Below are 16,942 nucleotides of genomic sequence, written 5' to 3'. Positions count from 1 at the left end.
CGGCCGGGCGTAGGGGATGCGGTCATGGGGCCGTGCCCGCCAGCAACGGCGCCAGGGCGGCGACGTCGGGCACCGTCCGGATCTCCCACAGGCGCGCCAGGAGCGCGTCGGCCTGGGCGCGTGGCATCACCAGCTCCGCGCACTCCAGGAACTTGGCCTCCAAGTCCGCGCGGCTCATCGGTTTGCGCGGATGCCCCCGGGCGGCATCGGCGCGCCCGGCGAGCACCCGGCCGTCGGTCAGGGTGATGCGCACGGTCATGCGCATCTCGTTGTAGCCCTGGGCGTCGATCTCGGGGTCCACGTGCACGACCACGCGCTCCATCAGTGCTCGGGTCCGTGGGTCGCGCACCTTCTCGTCGGTGAACTGCCGGATGCCGGCGGCGCGCTCGAGCACCCCGATGGCCATCTGGAACTGCAGGCTGAACTTGCCCTCCAGGGCCGTGCGGGGCCGGGTATGGATCAGGGCGTTGGGCACGTGGGAGTTGACCCCCACCTCGATACGGGCCACCTGCTCGGGCCGCACGTCGTGGGTGCGCACCAGGTCCAGCAGGACGTCCTGGGCGGGGTGCGAGAGCGACCCCGAGGGGTAGGGCTTGATGGAGATGCCGGGCGCCATGAAGAAGTACGGCCGCCCCAGCTTCCCCCGGATCTTGGCGGGGTCGAAGCCGCCGGCCGCCGCCCGGTAGAAACCGCGCGGAGCCTCCAGGATGTTGGTGGCTGCCGTCCACCCGCGCCGCGCCAGCAGCACGGCCAGCAGGCCCGACTCGGCGGCCCGGCCGGCGTGGAACGGCTTGGTCATCGTGCCGAAGTTCTCCCGCAGGCCCGCACTCATGGACGCGGCCAGGCCGAAGGCGCGCAGCGTCTGGTCGAGGTCGCACCGGTACAGCCGGGCGGCCGCGGCCGCGGCGCCAAAGACGCCCATCGTCGCCGTGGAGTGGAACCCGTCACGGTAGTGGCGCGGGTCGATGGCGTCGGCGATGCGGCAGGCGACCTCGACGCCGATCGTATAGGCGTCCAGCAGCGCACCACCCGGCGCGCGGAGCTCTTCGGCCGCAGCCAGCGCAGCGGCCAGCGTCGGCACCGTGGGGTGGGTCAGCAGACCGTAGACGCTGCGGGGGTCCGTGGCGAGCTGCGTGTCGTCGTAGTCCATGGCGTGCCCGGCCACCCCGTTGGCCCAGGCCGCCAGTTGCAGCGGCGCCCGCAACGCCGCGCCCAGGACCTGGGCCTGGGGGCGGCCGCCGACCTCGCGGAGGTGCGCGCGCACCAGGGCACCGCTGGCCTCGGTGGCCCCGGCCAGCATGACGGCCACGCCGTCCACCAGGTGCTGCGTGGCCCGCGCGCGCACCTCGTCGGGTACCGCGGTGGTCTCGACCACGAAGCGGGCGACGTCTTCGGTCAGGCCTGCGGCGGCCTCCGCCGCCGCAGGCGGCAGATGCGCGGTCTGCTGCGTGTCCACCCTCCGACCTCCCGCTATCCGACCTCCTGCGCCAGCCCGGGGTGCCCGCAGGTCACTTGCCGATGAACCGGTTCGTCCACAACAGTCCCTCCCGGGCCGAGGGCTTGTAGGTGATCTGGCCCGTGTCGTACATGAAGTCGATGTGCTTCTGCATCATCTGCTCGCTCATCGAACCGTCCTCGGACAGCGCCGGCAGCATCTCCCGCAGCGCCAGGGCCAGCACTGCCGGGTCGGTGCGCGGGAAGTGCTTGCGCAGGTGCTGGACCGCGGCGGCCTGGTCACGGCGCATCAGCTGGTTGGCCTTCGTGACCGCGCGCACCCACCGGCGCACGACGTCGGCGTTCCTGTTGGCGTAGACGTTGTGGACGGCCACGCCCGTGTAGAGGAAGTTGTCGAGCTCGGGCACGTCGCCCGCCGAGGCCTTGATGACGACCACGCCGAACCCATCGCGCTCGGCGACGTACGGTGTGGGCGCCGACAGGTGGAAGGCATCGATCTGGCGGGTGCGCAGGGCGGCCAGCAGGCCCGCCCCGCCGCCGATGGTCAGCAGCTGCGCGTCGCGGTCGGGATCCAGTCCCGCGCGCTTGAGGTAGTAGCGCATGTAGACGTCGGTGGCCGCGCCGGGGCGCGTGATGCCCAGCCGCAGCCCGCGCAGCGCCGCCAGCCGCTGGGCCAGCGGGGTCTGCCGGGTGACGTTGCGCTGGCGGGCCACCTCGGGGTGCATCACCAGGTCCAGCGTCACCCGCTTGGTCAGGTTGTAGACGAAGAGGATCTGCTTGCCCTGACGGCGCAGCTGGACCGCCTGGAACGGGTCGGCGTCGAAGAACTGAGCCTGGCCCGCGACCAGGGCCGCGATGCCGAGCGCGCCGCTCTCCACCTCGATGAGCTCCAGGTCGATGCCTTCCTCGGCCATGAAGCCCGCGGCCTCGGCGATGTAGACCGGGGCCATGAACAGCGTGCCGGTGTGCACCTCGGTGATCTTCACCCGCGGTGCCTGGGCCTGGACGCTGGCAGCGGCGAGGAGTACTGCGGCAACCACCGCCAGGGAGCGCCCTGTCGTCCTGTGCATCCGTCTCCCCCCTTCTGGGGCCGCCTACGGCAGCTCCCGGGTCGTCCCGTGCTTGGGATTCCAGCGCATCAGGTGGTTCCCCAGCGCCGTGATGGCCTGGTTCATGAGGAGCACGATCACCAGCAGCGCCACGATCCCCGCGAACAGCCCCGGCGTATCGAGGAATCCGGCCGCCCGGTTGATCAGGTGGCCGACGCCGCGGTTGGCGGAGATGAACTCGCCCACGATGGCGCCGATCATGGCCTGGGGCACGGTGATCTGCAGCGCCGCGATGATGAACGGCGTGGCGGCCGGGAAGACCACCTTGCGCATCAGGTCCCACTCGGAGGCGCCCATGACCCGGGCGATCTGCAGGAACTGCGGCGGCGTCGCCCGGATGCCGGCGATGGTGTTGATGAAGACGATGAAGAAGACCATGACGGCGGCCACGGCGATCTTGGAGGCGATGCCGATGCCGAACCACAGGATGAACAGCGGCGCCAGCGCGATGCGGGGAATGCCATAGAACGCCACGACGAAGGGCTCGACGATGCGGTAGACGGCCTCCAGGCGCGCCAGCAGGAACCCGCAGGCCAGCCCGGCGGCGGCGCCGATGGCGTACCCGGCCAGGGCCTCGGCGACGGTGAACTGCAGGTGGTAAAGCAGCTGCTCGCGGGTCAGCATGCCCCAGAAGGCGGCGGCGATGGCGCTGGGGCGGCTGGTGAAGAACTCGTCGAGCAGCCGGCCCGCGGCCAGCTCCCAGGCCCCCAGGAGCGCACCAGCGAACAGCAGGCGGCCGATGGTGGTGCGCCGCTGTTCCTGGCGCTGGCGGCGGATCTCCTCGCGCTCGACCCGCTGGCGTAGTGCCTCGGCGCGCATGGCGGCCGGGTGGGCCGCGGTGTGCACCGCGCTCATGTGGGCATCGCCTCCAGTCCGACGTCTGCGATCTCCTCGCGCAGGTCGTGCCACAGCTGGTCGTAGAACGCCGGAAAGTGCGGGGCGGCGTGGATGTGAAAGACGTCCCGGGGCCGCGGCAGTGGCACCCGGTAGACGCGCTTGATAGTCCCCGGCGCGCGGCTGAACAGCGCGATCTCGTCGGAGAGCGCGATGGCCTCCACCAGGTCGTGGGTGACGAAGACGATGGTCTTGCCCGATCCCTCCCACAGCCGCAGCAGCTCGTCCTGCATGATGACCCGGGTCTGGGCGTCGAGGGGGCCGAACGGCTCGTCCATCAGCACCACCGACGGCTCGTAGATCAGCGTGCGGATCAGCGCCGCCCGCTTGCGCATGCCGCCCGAGAGCTCGTGGGGGTAGTGGTGCTCGAACCCCGCCAGGCCCACTCGCGCGATGTACTGGGCCGCGCGCCGGCGGCGCTCGGGGGCCGGGACGCCCCGGAACTCCAGGGCCAGCTCCACGTTCTCTTGCAGCGTCCGCCAGGGCAGCAGGTTGTCGTCCTGGGTGATGTAGCCCACGTCGGTGTTGACGCCGTCCACCGGCGCACCCCGGTACCGCACCTCCCCGTCGGTGGGGCGTACCAGGCCGGCGATCATGTTGAGCAGGGTACTCTTGCCACATCCCGAGGGGCCCACGAACGAGACGAACCGGCCGGCCTCGATCGTCAGCGCCACGTCCCGCAGGGCGACGAACGCACGCCGCTCGCGTCCCCCGCGGGGCACGAAGACCTTGTAAACGTCGCGAACCTCGATGATGGGTGCGGTCACAGGCATCGCTCGTGCTGGTATACAATATACCTATGTCGAACTCCTGCATGCGGTGAGGTGGCAGTACGACGACGAGTTCGTGAACCTGTACTTGCCGTGCGTGGCGGGAGCGGCCCTGCATGCGGTGAGGTGGCACTGCGACGACGAACGGGTTGCCCGCGGGCGATGATGTGCCTCCCGCTTGCTGCCGGGGCGAGGGTCATGGAGGGCCACGGCGGACGCCGTCGGCAGCGATGAGCGGGCTTCGCGGCGGTGCCCCCGCCGTCGTCGACTGCATGCGCCGCGCGCAGACGGCGATCCGACCACCTGGCGGTGGAGGGCCGGATGGCTGCACTCATCGTGACGCTGGGAGACCCGACCGGCATCGGACCGGAGGTACTGGCCAGGGCGCTGGCGACACCGCCCGCGACGCCCCTGCTGGTCGTGGGGGACCTGCGGACCTGGGAAGAGGCGTCCCGGCGGGTGGGGACGTCGGCGGTGCTCCGGCCGGTGCCGGCAGACCGCCCCGGCGTCCTCGAGGGTGGCCGCGTTCCCTTTCTCGACGTCCCGCCGGCCGACCGCGGCTGGACCTCAGGGCAGGTCAGCCCGGCGGCGGGCCGCGCGGCGGCGCAGTGGCTGGAGGTGGCGGTGCGGCTGGCGCTGGCGGACGACGGCCGCGCGGTCGCCTTCGCCCCGCTGAACAAGCAGGCGATCATCCGCGCCGGGTATCCGGTGCGCGACGAGTACGAGCTCTGCGCGCAGCTGGTGGGGGTGCGCGACCACGACGAGGTGAACGTGATCCCGCATCCGGCCGGGCCGCAGGGCCGGCTGCTCTGGGCAGCGCGGGTCACCGGGCACCTGCCGTTCCGGGAGATCGTCGGGCGTCTGAGCGCCGCGCGGGTCCTGCGCGCGATCCGGCTCGTCCACCGCGTGGCCGTCGCCACGAGTGCGGGCCTCCCCCGGGTGGCGGTGGCCGCCCTGAACCCGCACGCCGGCGAGGGCGGGCTGCTGGGTGACGAGGAGGAGCGCCTCATCGCGCCGGCGGTGGCAGCGGCCGCGGCCGAGGGCATCGCCGCGACCGGGCCGGTGCCCGCGGACCACGTCTTCCGGCGCGCGTGCGCCGGGGAGTTCGACGCGGTGGTGGCGATGTACCATGACCAGGCCCAGATCGCCACCAAGCTGCTGGGGTTCGACCGGGGCGTGTCGGTGGGGGTGGGGTACCCGTTCGTGCTCACCACGCCCTCGCACGGGACCGCGCACGACATCGCCGGGACGGGCCGTGCCGACCCGCGGCCGATGCAACAGGCGTTGGACCTGGCCGTGCGGTTGCGGCCGGTGGTACTCACGCAGGACGCCCGGGGCGACGCCCCTTAAGCAGCGCACACCGGTTCTGGTATGCTGAAGACGCCATGCAGGCCGGCGCCGCGATGCCCGCACCGGGCGAACGATGATGGAGACCGCCCGTCAGCTCGCCATCTTCCGGAGCATCGCCGAGGTCCTCAACCGGTCGTTCACCCTGCGCGAGGCGCTGGATAGCGCCCTGCGCCGGATCGTGGAGCTGATGGGGGTCGAGGCCGGCTGGATCTTCCTCCTCGACCCCGAGACCGGGCAGTTCCGGCTGGCAGCCGACGTGAACCTCCCCGCCGCCCTCACCGTGGCCAGCAAGCGCCGCATGGCGGGCGAGTGCCGTTGCATCACCATGCTGCGCGAGGGCCTGCTCACCGACGCGGTCAACTACGTGCAGTGCCTGCGCCTGGAGCAGGCCCTTCCGACGAACCCTGCCGTGCACCGGCATGCGTCGGTCCCCCTGGTGGCGCAGGATCAGGCCTTGGGCATCCTCAACCTGCTGCTCCCGTCCGGCCGCGCGCTGACGGTCGAAGAGCTCCACATGCTGGAGTCGGTGGGCCACGAGCTGGCCATCACCATCCAGCGTGCGCGGCTGTTCGAGCAGGTGCGCGATCAAGAGCACACCCACCGCGAGCTGCTCCACCGGTTGCTGGTCGCCCAGGAGGAGGAGCGCCGCCGGATCGCCCAGGACCTGCACGACCATGCCGGGCAGATGCTGACCGCCCTCATCATCCAGCTGGCACAGCTGGCCGCGCGCGCCGAGGAGGACAACGGCGCCATGGCGCCCCAGCTCCGTCGTCTGCACGATCTCGCGCAGCAGGGGCTGGACGAGCTGCGCAAGCTGGTCTACGAGCTGCGGCCGTCGATCCTCGACGACCTGGGCCTGGGCCCCGCGCTGCGGTGGTACGTGGACACCTACGTGATCCCCGCCGGGCTGCAGACCGATCTGCACGTCGCCGAGCTGGGCGAGCGCCTGCCGCAGGACGTGGAGACGGTGGCGTTCCGCGTGATCCAGGAAGCCGTCACCAACGCGCTCCGACACGCGCGGGCCTCGAAGTTGGAGATCCGGGTGGACCGGCGCGGCGATGCGCTGCTGGTGATGGTCCGCGACGACGGGGTGGGGTTCGACCCCGAGGACCCGCCCGGGGCGCGTCGCACGCTGGGCCTGGACGGGATGCGCGAGCGGGCGCAGCTGGTGGGGGGGACGGTGCAGATCCTGTCGGTGCCTGGCGCGGGGACCACCGTGCTGGCCCGGCTCCCGTTGGGAGGCGAGACGGCATGGCCGACAAGATCCGGATCCTGATCGCCGACGACCACAGCATCGTGCGCGAGGGCGTGCGCATGATCCTGGCCGGCCAGGACGACTTCGAGGTGGTCGGCGAGGCCGCCACCGGCCGGGAGGCCGTCGAGCAGGCCCGGCGGCTGCGGCCCGACGTGGTCGTCATGGACATCAGCATGCCGGATCTGAACGGCATCCAGGCCACCGAGCTGATCCGCCGGGAGCTGCCGGAGGTGCAGGTGCTCGGCCTGACGATGCACGAGGAAGGCAACTACGTCTTCGAGCTGCTGAAGGTCGGCGCGGCCGGCTACGTGCTCAAGCGCGCCGCGGCTGAGGACCTGGTGGCGGCGGTCCGCGCTGCCCACCGCGGCGAGGCGTTCCTCTACCCCTCGGTGGCGAAGATGGTGGTGCAGGACTTCCTGCAGCGTGCGTCGCCCAAGGAGAAAGAGCATGCCCTCGACGGGCTCACCGAACGCGAGCGCGAGGTGCTCACGCTGATCGCCGAGGGGTACACCAACCAGGAGATCGCCAACCGGCTCTACATCAGCATCAAGACGGTGCAGACGCACCGCGCGCACATCATGGAGAAACTCAACCTCCACGATCGCGCCGAGCTGGTCCGCTACGCGATTCGCAAGGGGTTGATCGAGCCATAGCGTGCACCGCCTGACCGGGTTGCCCGGGTACACCCCGGCGGTGCTGTTCATGGCGGCCGCGCTGCTGCTGCTGCCGGCGGTGGGCGTCGGCGCGGTGCTCGTGGCGGCACCGCTGGCCGGCGGCAACGTCCGGGCCTGGCCCGTGCTGGCGGTCAACCACCTGGCCACCCTCGGCTGGGCGACGCTGATGGCGATGGGCGCGCTGCACCAGCTGGCGCCGGCGATGCTTGGCATCGCGGCCAGGCCCGGACGCCAGGTGCTGGCGCAGGGTGGCGTCACGCTCCTGGGCCTGGGGATGCTGACCGCGGGCTTCCTGACACGGCAGCGGGGGGTGCTGGTCGCCGGCGGTCTCGTCGTCTGGGCGGGCATCGTGTACTTCCTCTGGCTGCTGGCGCGGCTGGCCCCGCAGCGTCGGCGGTGGCCGCTGTCGGGGGTCGGCGTGGCCGCCAGCCTCGGCTACCTGGTGGCGGCGGCCAGCTGGGGCGTGCTGATGGCCGCCAACTGGCGGTGGCCGTTCTGGTGGCACCTGCTCGGTGTCGCCGGCATCGGCACGCACGTGACGCTGGGGCTCGTCGGGTGGTTGGTCCAGCTCGTCGTGAGCGTTTCGTACTATCTGCTGCCACGGTTCGTCGGGGTGCGCCCGCTGGACGAGGGCCGGCTGCCGGTGGTGCTCGGGTTGCTCAACGCGGGCATCGCCGTGCTGGTGGTGGCGGCGCTTGCAGCGTGGAACCCCGGTGCGCGCGCCGGGGTGGCCCTGCTGGCCGCTGCCGGGGCGGTCTACGCGGTGGACCTGTGGCGGTGGCTGCAGGTGGCCCGGGGCGGCAAGCCGGACCTCACGATCCAGCACTGGTGGGTGATCTGGGCCCAGACCGTGGCGCTGAGCGCCACCGGTGGTGCCTGGGCGCTGGGGCAGGTGCCGCTCGCGCCGTACCGGCTGGCCGTGGCGGCCGGAGTGCTGGTGCTGCTCGGCTGGGTGACGCTGGCCATCATGGGCCAGCTCTACAAGGTGACACCCTTCCTCATGTGGTTCTACCGGTACGCCCGCGGGTTGAGCGCGCTGGAGGTGCCGCGGCTGCCGGCGCCCTACCACCCGCGCGAGGGTCGTCTGCCGTTCTACGCCAGCGCCGCGGGCAGCATCGGAGTCGCCCTCGGGGTGCTGCTGCGGGCGCCGCTGCTGGCGACGATCGGCGCGGCGGTCTTCTGCGCGGGCACGGTGGCGTTCAGCCTGTTCATGGCGGTGTCGTGGATGCGGGCCGCGTTCCGGCAGGTGTCCTGACAGGCCCCGAAGGGCGCGGGCCCATCCCACGCGGGCGTCAGGCCGCGCCCGGCCGGCTGGCAGCCGGCGACGTGCGACGCTGGATCCAGGAGTGTTCCCGGGCGCGCGGTGGGCGGGGCATGCTCATCACCAACGAGCAGGCAGATGTCGGAGTATCCCCGGGCGCGCGGTGGGCGGAGGGCGCGCAGGCCCCTGGCCCCGGCGCGGTCCGCCGTGGCACAATGAACTGGCGTCCGTCCCGTGGGGGTGGGCGCACACCTGCAGAGGAGCGATGCTGTGAGCACCGATCCCTTCGATGCCTACGCGCGTTTGGAGGCGGGCGGGCGGCACGTGCGCTACGTCCGGCTGGCCGCGCTGCGCGACCGGCTGGCGACGCCGCTGGAGCGGCTGCCCGTGACCGTGAAGATCCTGCTGGAGAACGTCCTGCGCCACTGCGGCACCGCGCCGTTCACCGAGCGGGACGTGCTGACCCTGGCAGCCTGGGCGCCCGGACAGTCCGACGGCGGCGAGGTACCGTTCCTGCCGGCGCGGGTCCTCCTGCAGGACTTCACCGGCGTGCCGGCGGTGGTGGACCTGGCCGCCATGCGCTCGGCGATGGCGCGGCTGGGCGGCGATCCTGAGCGGATCAACCCGCTGATGCCCACCGACCTGGTCATCGACCACTCGGTGCAGGTCGACATGTTCGGCTCGGCCTACGCCTTCATGTACAACGTCCAGAAGGAGTACGAGCGCAACCGCGAGCGCTACGCGCTGCTGCGGTGGGCGCAGCAGGCGTTCCGCAACTTCCGGGTGGTGCCACCGGGCACGGGCATCGTCCACCAGGTGAACCTCGAGTACCTGGCCTCGGTGGTCGCCACGCGCGAGGACGACGGCGAGGTGCTGGCGTTCCCGGACACGCTGGTGGGCACCGACTCGCACACCACGATGGTCAACGGGCTGGGCGTGCTCGGGTGGGGTGTGGGCGGCATCGAGGCCGAGGCGGCGATGCTCGGCCAGCCGCTCTACCTGCTGCGGCCGGCGGTGGTGGGCCTCCAGCTGGTGGGGACGCCGCCCGAGGGCGTCACCGCCACGGACCTCGTGCTGACCGTGACCCAGCTCCTGCGCCGGGTGGGCGTGGTCGACAAGTTCGTGGAGTTCTTCGGCGCCAGCGTCAAGCACCTGTCGTTGCCCGATCGGGCCACCATCGCCAACATGTCGCCCGAGTTCGGGGCGACGGCCACCCTCTTCCCCATCGACGCCGAGACGCTGCGCTACCTGACCATGACCGGCCGCAGCCCGGCGCACGTGGCGCTGGTCGAGCAGTACGCGAAGGCCCAGGGGCTGTGGCGCGACGATGCGACGCCCGACCCGGTCTTCGACCAGGTGGTGACCCTCGACCTGGCCACCCTGGAACCCTCGGTCGCCGGGCCCCGACGGCCGCAGGACCGCGTGCCGCTGGCGCAGGTCCCCGCCAGCTTCAAAGCGGCGTTCGCCGAGCGCCTGGCGGCGTCTGCGCCGGGTGGCGGCGTCGCCGTAGCCGAGCGGCGCCGGGTGGTGCCGGTGAAGGTGGGGGACCGGGAGGCCACGTTGACCGACGGGTCGGTGGTGATCGCGGCCATCACATCGTGCACGAACACGTCGAACCCGGCCGTCATGCTGGGCGCGGGCCTGCTGGCCAGGAAGGCGGTCGAGCGTGGCCTGGCGACGCCGCCGACGGTGAAGACGAGCCTGGCGCCGGGCTCGGCGGTGGTGACGGCGTACCTGGAGCGGGCCGGCCTGCTGCGGTACCTGGAGGCGCTGGGCTTCCACCTGGTGGGATACGGGTGCACGACGTGCATCGGGAACAGCGGGCCGCTGCCCGAGCCGATCGCGCAGGCCGTGGCCGCCCACGATCTGGTAGTGGCGGCCGTGCTCTCGGGCAACCGGAACTTCGAAGGCCGCATCCACCCCCAGGTGCGCGCCGCCTACCTGGCCTCGCCGCCGCTGGTGGTGGCCTACGCACTGGCCGGCACCGTGGACGTGGACCTGACGCGCGACCCGCTGGGCCGCGATCGTGACGGCCGGCCGGTCTACCTGCGCGACCTGTGGCCCTCGACGCACGAGATCCAGGAGACGATGGCCCAGGCCGTGCGCCCGGAGCTGTTCATCGAGCGCTACCGCGACGTGTTCACCGGCGACGACACCTGGCGGACGCTGCCGGTACCCACCGGTGCCCTGTACGCCTGGGACCCGACGTCCACCTACGTCCAGGAGCCGCCGTTCTTCGTCGACCTGCGCCTGGAGCCCGCGCCGCCAGCCGACATCACCGGCGCGCGGGTCCTGGCGTGGCTGGGCGACTCGATCACCACCGACCACATCTCGCCCGCAGGATCCATTCCCGCCGAGAGCCCCGCGGGCCGGTACCTGCTGGACCGCGGCGTCCCCAAGGCCGAGTTCAACTCGTACGGCGCGCGGCGGGGCAACCACGAGGTGATGATCCGCGGCACGTTCGCCAACATCCGGTTGCGCAACCGGCTGGCGGGCGGGCGCGAGGGCGGGTGGACGACCCACATCCCCAGCGGCGAGCTCATGACGATCTACGACGCCGCGGTCCGCTACCGTCAGGAGGGCACCCCGCTGCTGGTCATCGCCGGCAAGGAGTACGGCGCGGGATCGTCGCGGGACTGGGCGGCCAAGGGGCCGATGCTCCTGGGTGTGCGCGCGACGCTGGCGGAGTCGTACGAGCGCATCCACCGCAGCAACCTGGTGGGCATGGGCGTGCTGCCACTGCAGTTCGAGCCCGGCCAAAACGCCGATAGCCTGGGGCTCTCGGGGCACGAGCGCTACGACATCGTGGGCCTGGCGGCCGGCCTCGCCCCGGGGCAGCGCGTGACGGTGCACGCCCACGGCGATGGACGAGTGGTCACGTTCCGGGCCATCGTGCGCATCGACAGCCCCATGGAGGTGGAGTACTACCGGCACGGCGGCGTGTTGCCAATGGTGCTGCGGCGGCTGCTGGCGGACACGGGGGCACGCTGAGCCAGCCGTCTGCCGGAACGCGACGGACGACAGCGTGTGAATAGTACCGCGGCAGTTGTCAATAGGGCGCTGACCCGATTTCGCATCGGGTCCATACCCGAGGGCGAAAATCCGCCTCGGACCCGATGGGGGGCGCGCGCGGGGCAGGGTAGCGTGGAGCCACGGAGGTGGAGCCATGCTGCCCGAGCACCGGCGCATGATGCACGAGATCCGCCGTACCACCGAGCGGACGCTCACCCAGCACCGCGAGATCCTGCGGCGCGAGCGCGCGGCGGCAGGGCCGGTGCGTGACCACCGGCGCGCGCTGGAGACAGCCCGGCTCCAGGCCCGCGCGTACAAGAAGGAGTGGGCGGAGGCGAAACGCGAGGGCGCGAGGCTGCTGCAGTTTCTCGCGCGGTTTCGCGGCGTGAAGTCGTCCGCCGCCTGACCCCCCCAGCGGCGGGCGATGGCGCCCCGTCCTGCGGCCCGCGCTCGCACGTGCACGGCGAGCGCGGGCCGTCGTTTGTGCTCACCGTGCCGTCAGGGCAGCGGCCTCGCGCCGGCCGCGCTCCAACGCCTCGAGGTTGCGCGCCCGCGCCTCGGGGTCGGCGACCATCTCGTCGAGCGCGGCCCGGATGGCCTCGAGCCCGCACGGCGGCCTGACCGCCAGCACCGCGCCGAGCAGCACCATGTTGGCGGCGCGCGGCGCGCCCATGGCGACGGCGATGGCGGTGGCGGGCACGCCCAGGGCCGTGACGTCCGCGCGCGCCGGCAGACGGCCCGTCACGGTCACGTCGCAGACGATGACGCCGCCGGGCCGCACCTGTGGCTCGAAGCGGTCGAGCGAGGGGCGGTTCATGGCGATCAGGATCGTGGGGTCGGCCACGACCGGTGAGGCGATCGGCGCATCGTCGATCACCACCGTGCAGTGGGCGGTACCGCCGCGCTGCTCGGGGCCATAGGCCGGCAGCCAGGTGACCTCGCGCCCTTCGTGCACCGCTGCGCGCGCGAGGACCTCGCCCAGGAACAGCACACCCTGCCCGCCGAAGCCCGCGACGAGCACCTCCCAGGCGGCCATCGCCCGCTCCCCGCTACGGTGCGCGCGTGCGCACGCCGGCCGGCGCGGGTGCCGGGTGCCTGCGGGCCCGCGCCGGCGCGTGGTCCACACTGGCGGTGTCCTTGAAGACACCCAGCGGGAAGACCGGGATCAACTGCGTCTCGCACCACCGCAAGGCGTCCACGGGATCCAGGCCCCATCCCACCGGGCAGGTGGAGAGCACCTCCACGATGCCCAGTCCGCGGTCGTCCAGCTGTGCCTGGAAGGCGGCGCGGATCGCCTTCTTGGCCCGCACCACGCCGGCCACGCTGGTCACGGCCACGCGCGCCGCATAGGCCACGCCGTCGAGCCCTGCCAGCATCTCGGTCATCCGGAGCGGATACCCGTGGGCCCGGGCCTGGCGGCCTTCCGGCGTCGTTGTCGTGCGCATGCCCGCCGGGCTCGTCGGCGCCATCTGCCCGCCCGTCATCCCGTAGAGGGCGTTGTTGACGAAGATCACGGTGAGCCGCTCGCCCCGCGCCGCCGCGTGAACGATCTCGGCGGTGCCGATCGCCGCCAGGTCGCCGTCGCCCTGGTAGGTGAACACGACCAGGTCGGGACGCACGCGCTTGATACCCGTGGCGACGGCGGGCGCGCGGCCGTGCGCGGCCTGCTGAAAGTCCAGGTCGAAGTAGGCGTAGGCGAAGACCGAGCACCCCACCGAGGCCACGCCCACGGTACGCTCGCGCAGATCGAGCTCGTCGATCACCTCGGCCACCAGGCGATGGACGATGCCGTGGGTGCAGCCCGGGCAGTAGTGCATGGGCACGTCCAGGAGCACCCGCGGCCGCCCGGCGACCTGTTCCATCGCGGGCGGCGGTGTGACCTCCAGCGTCGCGCTCATGCCACCACCTCGCCTTCCGCTCGCAGGACACGGCGGATCGCCGCCAGGACCTCGACCGGCGTGGGTACGACCCCGCCCGCGCGGCCGTACCACGCCACCGGCGCCCTGCCGGCGACGGCCAGGCGGACGTCGTCGAGCATCTGGCCCGCGCTGAGCTCGACCACGAGCCACCGGGCCACCGGCCGGGCGAACGCCGCCGTCGGGAACGGCCACAGCGTGATGGGGCGCAGCAGCCCGACCCGCAGCCCGTCGTCCCGCGCGCGGTCCACCGCCGCCCGCGCGATGCGCGCGGCGGTGCCGTAGGCCACCACGCCCACCTCGGCGTCGTCCAGGCGGTAGGCCTCCGCGGGCGCCTCGGTGCGGGCGATCGCCTCGTAGACCGCCACCAGGTCGCGCACGTGCGCCTCGAGGTCTTCGGGCTGCAGGTAGATCGACGAGATCCGCCGGCGTCCCCCGCCCGTGGTCGCCCACGGCGGTGGGGGCGGCGGCGGCACGGGGTCGGGCAGCACCACCGGTTCCATCATCTGGCCCAACAGCCCGTCGGCGGCCAGCAGCACCGGCAGGCGGTAGCGTTCGGCCAGCTCGAACGCCAGGCGCACGAGGTCGACAGCTTCCTGCACGGTGGCCGGCGCCAGCACGATGCCGTGGCTGTCGCCGTGGCCCATCGCCCGGGTCATCACGGCGTAGTCGCTCTGGGCGGGGGCGATGTTCCCAAGCCCGGGGCCGCCGCGCATGACGTTCACGACGACGCACGGCAGGCGGGCGCCCACCAGGTACGACAGCCCTTCCAGCATGAGGCTGAAGCCCGGACTGCTGGTGCTGGTCATCACCCGCACGCCCGCGCCCGCTGCGCCGTAGACCATGTTGATGGCCGCCACCTCGCTCTCGGCCTGCAGGAAGACGCCCCCGGCGCGCGGCAGGTGTCTGGCCATGTACTCGGCCAGTTCCGTCTGCGGGGTGATGGGATACCCGAAGTACGCCCGGCACCCGGCGCGGATCGCCGCCTCGGCGATCGCCTCGTTGCCCTTCATGAGGACACGCGCACCCGCTGGCGGCATGCCTGTCTCCATACGGATCACGCGGCGGCCGCCGCGGCGCGGCGGCGCGGGCGGAACACAGTGATGGCCCCATCCGGGCAGAGCAGGGCGCAGGCGGCGCACGAGGTGCACCGCCCGTCGTCCAGCAGGACCGCGGCGGGGAACCCGCGCGCGTTGAGGGGACCCAGGGCCAGGACCCGGGGCGGGCAGACCGCGACGCACAACCCGCACCCCTTGCACCGGTCGACCGCGATGACCACCCGTGGCGTCGTGGCCGGCCGGAGGACGGGCTCGTCAGCGTCCCAGAGGACCGGCATACTCACCGGGGAACCTCCGCGGCGACTCGGGCGGCAGCGTGCGGTCGTCGACCTCGTAGGTCAGCCGGCTCTGCACCCCGACGACGCCGTCGGCCATGGCCGCCCACTTCTCGGCCAGCTCCTTCTCGGACCGGCGGTCGACCACCCCCTCCAGGTAGACGACACCGTCCTTCACCTCGACGGTCACGCGGGTGATGTCGATCCACAGGTCGTGGACGAGGCTCTCGCGAATGGCCGTTGCGAGCTCCTCGTCGCTGCGGGTGAACGCCTTGAGGATGTCGTTGCGGCTGACGATGCCGACGACTTTCCCGGCCCGGACGACGGGGACCCGATTGATGCGGTGCTTGACCATCAGCTGCGCGATCTCGCGCACCGGGGTGGCCTCGGTGACGGCGATCACCGGCGAGGTCATGATCTCGTCGGCACGCAGCCCCTCGGCCTTGCGGGCGCGCTCGATGGCCTCGGCCACCGACCGCAGCGGCAGCCGCGCGACGATGCCGGTCGGCTCCGTCGGGCGTGGCTCGAGCTCCTTGTACAGCAGGTCGCCCTCGGTCACGATGCCGACCAGCTCGCCTGCCGGGGTGAGGATCGGGATCCCGCTGATGTGGTGGGTGATCATCAGCGCCACCAGGTCCTTCACCCGGGCGTCGGTCCGCGCGGTGATGACCGGATGGGTCATGACGTCGCGGGCGTACAGCCGCAGGCCCGGGGCGTGATCCCTGCGGGTCGCGTCGTGGACCACGGGCATGGCGACGTCCTCCTTTCCCGCGCCGTTCGTCTCAGGCGCTGGCCCGGACCGCGTCGCGGGCCTGGCCCGCCAGCACGCGGGCCGGCACCAGCACCACGGGGCACGGCGCGCGGCGCAGCACGCCGGCCGCCACGCTGCCCACCAGCAGCCGGGCCAGGCCCGTGTGCCGGTGGGTTCCCATGACGATCAGGTCGGCCCTGGACTCGACGGCACGCGTGACGATCCCCTCGACGGGATCGCCCTGCCAGACCCCCACCCGGGCGCGCTGGCCGGCGATACCGGCCTGCGCCTTCAGGTAGTTGAGCTCCGAGCGCAGGCGGCTGACGTAGAGGTCGAGGAACAGGCCCTCGTCGCGCAGGGCCGCCATAGCGCCCTCGCGGGTGTAGACGTGGAAGATCTCGAGTTCTCCGCCCAGAACCGCGGCCAGCCGCGCGGCGTAGCGGACCAGTGCAGCGGACTCGTCGCCCAGGTCCACGGGCACCAGAATGCGCATGCTGCTCACCTCTGCCTTCCGTCTCACCCGCGCCTCGCCGGCGCGCCCGGTGCGGTGGGTGCCGCCGCACGCAGCACGTCCAGCCGCTCCCGCGCCCGCGCTGCCTCGGCCGCTGGCACCACGAGGACGATGGTGTCCTGGGCCCCCAGCCGCAGCGTGTGGAGACCCAGGACCGCGATCCCGGCGTCCACGAGCGCCGCCACCACGGCGGGGAGGTCATCAGCGACGCTGCGCACCGGCACGCACAGCCGCGCCTCGTGCGGGCCGACCGCGAAGATCTCGACGAAGACGCGGAACAGGTCGCTCTCGGTGACGATGCCGACCAGGCGGTCCTGTTCCACCACGGGCAGCCCGCCGACCTTGTGGCGCTGCATGAGGGCCGCCGCGTCCTGCACCGGGGTCTCCGGATCGACGGTGACCACGGCCGTCGCCATCAGGTGGCGGACCTGCACGCCCGCCGCCAGATGGGGCACGTGCCAGCGGCCGCCCAGCGCCGGCGGCCGGATGCGCACCAGATCGGTCCACGTGACGATGCCCACCAGCCGGCCGTCGTCGACGACCGGCAGCCGGCGGATGCGGTGGGCGCGCATCAGCCCCAGGGCTTCCCAGGCGGGCGCATCGAGACCGACGGTGTGCACCGGACTGGTCATGACGTCGCGGACGCGCATG

Annotated in this window: 17 protein-coding genes; 6 read left to right on the top strand and 11 right to left on the bottom strand. The window is 72.6% G+C overall.

The genetic code is table 11. From position 1 onward, the window contains the following. Positions 1 to 22 precede the first annotated feature (22 nt). Genes QN157_03850 through QN157_03835 form a run of 4 tightly spaced genes read right to left on the bottom strand, consistent with a single transcriptional unit; the run spans position 23 to position 4,225 of the window. Positions 23 to 1,456 carry an MmgE/PrpD family protein gene (locus QN157_03850; protein MDR7554720.1) on the bottom strand — a complete coding sequence of 478 codons (1,434 nt, stop codon included), beginning with the start codon at positions 1,454 to 1,456 and terminating at the stop codon, positions 23 to 25. Between the two features lie 52 nt (positions 1,457 to 1,508). Further along, positions 1,509 to 2,525, bottom strand: a complete 1,017-nt coding sequence (locus QN157_03845; GenBank protein MDR7554719.1) for an ABC transporter substrate-binding protein — start codon at positions 2,523 to 2,525, stop codon at positions 1,509 to 1,511. A 24-nt stretch (positions 2,526 to 2,549) separates the two neighbouring features. Beyond that, positions 2,550 to 3,419 carry an ABC transporter permease gene (locus tag QN157_03840; protein ID MDR7554718.1) on the bottom strand — a complete coding sequence of 290 codons (870 nt, stop codon included), beginning with the start codon at positions 3,417 to 3,419 and terminating at the stop codon, positions 2,550 to 2,552. Continuing rightward, a complete protein-coding gene (locus QN157_03835) occupies positions 3,416 to 4,225 on the bottom strand; it encodes an ABC transporter ATP-binding protein (GenBank protein MDR7554717.1) in 810 nt (269 codons plus the stop codon). The genes QN157_03840 and QN157_03835 overlap by 4 nt, the downstream gene beginning before the upstream one ends. Before the next feature lie 324 nt (positions 4,226 to 4,549). Here QN157_03835 and QN157_03830 point away from each other — a divergent pair, with 324 nt between their 5' ends. From QN157_03830 to QN157_03805, 6 genes are all read left to right on the top strand, one after another. Beyond that, complete coding sequence (locus QN157_03830) at positions 4,550 to 5,578, top strand: 4-hydroxythreonine-4-phosphate dehydrogenase PdxA (GenBank protein ID MDR7554716.1); 1,029 nt, start codon at positions 4,550 to 4,552, stop codon at positions 5,576 to 5,578. A 73-nt stretch (positions 5,579 to 5,651) separates the two neighbouring features. Further along, positions 5,652 to 6,854: a GAF domain-containing sensor histidine kinase gene (locus tag QN157_03825; protein ID MDR7554715.1), complete on the top strand. Its 1,203-nt coding sequence runs from the start codon at positions 5,652 to 5,654 to the stop codon at positions 6,852 to 6,854. Beyond that, positions 6,830 to 7,486: a response regulator transcription factor gene (locus tag QN157_03820; protein MDR7554714.1), complete on the top strand. Its 657-nt coding sequence runs from the start codon at positions 6,830 to 6,832 to the stop codon at positions 7,484 to 7,486. The genes QN157_03825 and QN157_03820 overlap by 25 nt, the downstream gene beginning before the upstream one ends. A 1-nt stretch (position 7,487) precedes the next feature. Further along, entirely contained in the window at positions 7,488 to 8,762 is a 1,275-nt protein-coding gene (locus QN157_03815; GenBank protein MDR7554713.1) for a hypothetical protein, read from the top strand. A gap of 276 nt (positions 8,763 to 9,038) precedes the next feature. Next, positions 9,039 to 11,759: an aconitate hydratase AcnA gene (acnA, locus tag QN157_03810; GenBank protein ID MDR7554712.1), complete on the top strand. Its 2,721-nt coding sequence runs from the start codon at positions 9,039 to 9,041 to the stop codon at positions 11,757 to 11,759. Between the two features lie 175 nt (positions 11,760 to 11,934). Beyond that, positions 11,935 to 12,186 carry a hypothetical protein gene (locus QN157_03805; protein MDR7554711.1) on the top strand — a complete coding sequence of 84 codons (252 nt, stop codon included), beginning with the start codon at positions 11,935 to 11,937 and terminating at the stop codon, positions 12,184 to 12,186. An 81-nt stretch (positions 12,187 to 12,267) separates the two neighbouring features. Here the strand turns inward: QN157_03805 and QN157_03800 are convergent, their stop codons facing one another. The 7 genes from QN157_03800 to QN157_03770 are packed head-to-tail and all read right to left on the bottom strand — an operon-like array spanning position 12,268 to position 16,941. Continuing rightward, positions 12,268 to 12,816, bottom strand: coding sequence for a 2-oxoacid:acceptor oxidoreductase family protein (locus QN157_03800; protein MDR7554710.1), 549 nt, complete (start codon positions 12,814 to 12,816; stop codon positions 12,268 to 12,270). Between the two features lie 13 nt (positions 12,817 to 12,829). Then, complete coding sequence (locus tag QN157_03795) at positions 12,830 to 13,642, bottom strand: thiamine pyrophosphate-dependent enzyme (protein ID MDR7554709.1); 813 nt, start codon at positions 13,640 to 13,642, stop codon at positions 12,830 to 12,832. A gap of 32 nt (positions 13,643 to 13,674) precedes the next feature. Then, positions 13,675 to 14,736, bottom strand: coding sequence for a 3-methyl-2-oxobutanoate dehydrogenase subunit VorB (gene vorB / locus QN157_03790; GenBank protein ID MDR7554708.1), 1,062 nt, complete (start codon positions 14,734 to 14,736; stop codon positions 13,675 to 13,677). 17 nt (positions 14,737 to 14,753) lie between these two features. After that, a complete protein-coding gene (locus QN157_03785) occupies positions 14,754 to 15,032 on the bottom strand; it encodes a 4Fe-4S dicluster domain-containing protein (protein ID MDR7554707.1) in 279 nt (92 codons plus the stop codon). Beyond that, complete coding sequence (locus tag QN157_03780; protein ID MDR7554706.1) at positions 15,010 to 15,780, bottom strand: CBS domain-containing protein; 771 nt, start codon at positions 15,778 to 15,780, stop codon at positions 15,010 to 15,012. The genes QN157_03785 and QN157_03780 overlap by 23 nt, the downstream gene beginning before the upstream one ends. Positions 15,781 to 15,811: 31 nt before the next feature. Then, positions 15,812 to 16,273: a universal stress protein gene (locus tag QN157_03775; GenBank protein MDR7554705.1), complete on the bottom strand. Its 462-nt coding sequence runs from the start codon at positions 16,271 to 16,273 to the stop codon at positions 15,812 to 15,814. 23 nt (positions 16,274 to 16,296) lie between these two features. Then, complete coding sequence (locus QN157_03770; protein ID MDR7554704.1) at positions 16,297 to 16,941, bottom strand: CBS domain-containing protein; 645 nt, start codon at positions 16,939 to 16,941, stop codon at positions 16,297 to 16,299. Position 16,942 lies beyond the last annotated feature (1 nt).

This window comes from Armatimonadota bacterium (genome assembly GCA_031459855.1).
GTDB classification, from domain to species: Bacteria; Sysuimicrobiota; Sysuimicrobiia; order Sysuimicrobiales; family Humicultoraceae; genus Fervidifonticultor; species Fervidifonticultor primus.
Note: the sequence above shows the minus strand (reverse complement) of the source record. Positions and strands in the feature narration are given on the sequence as shown.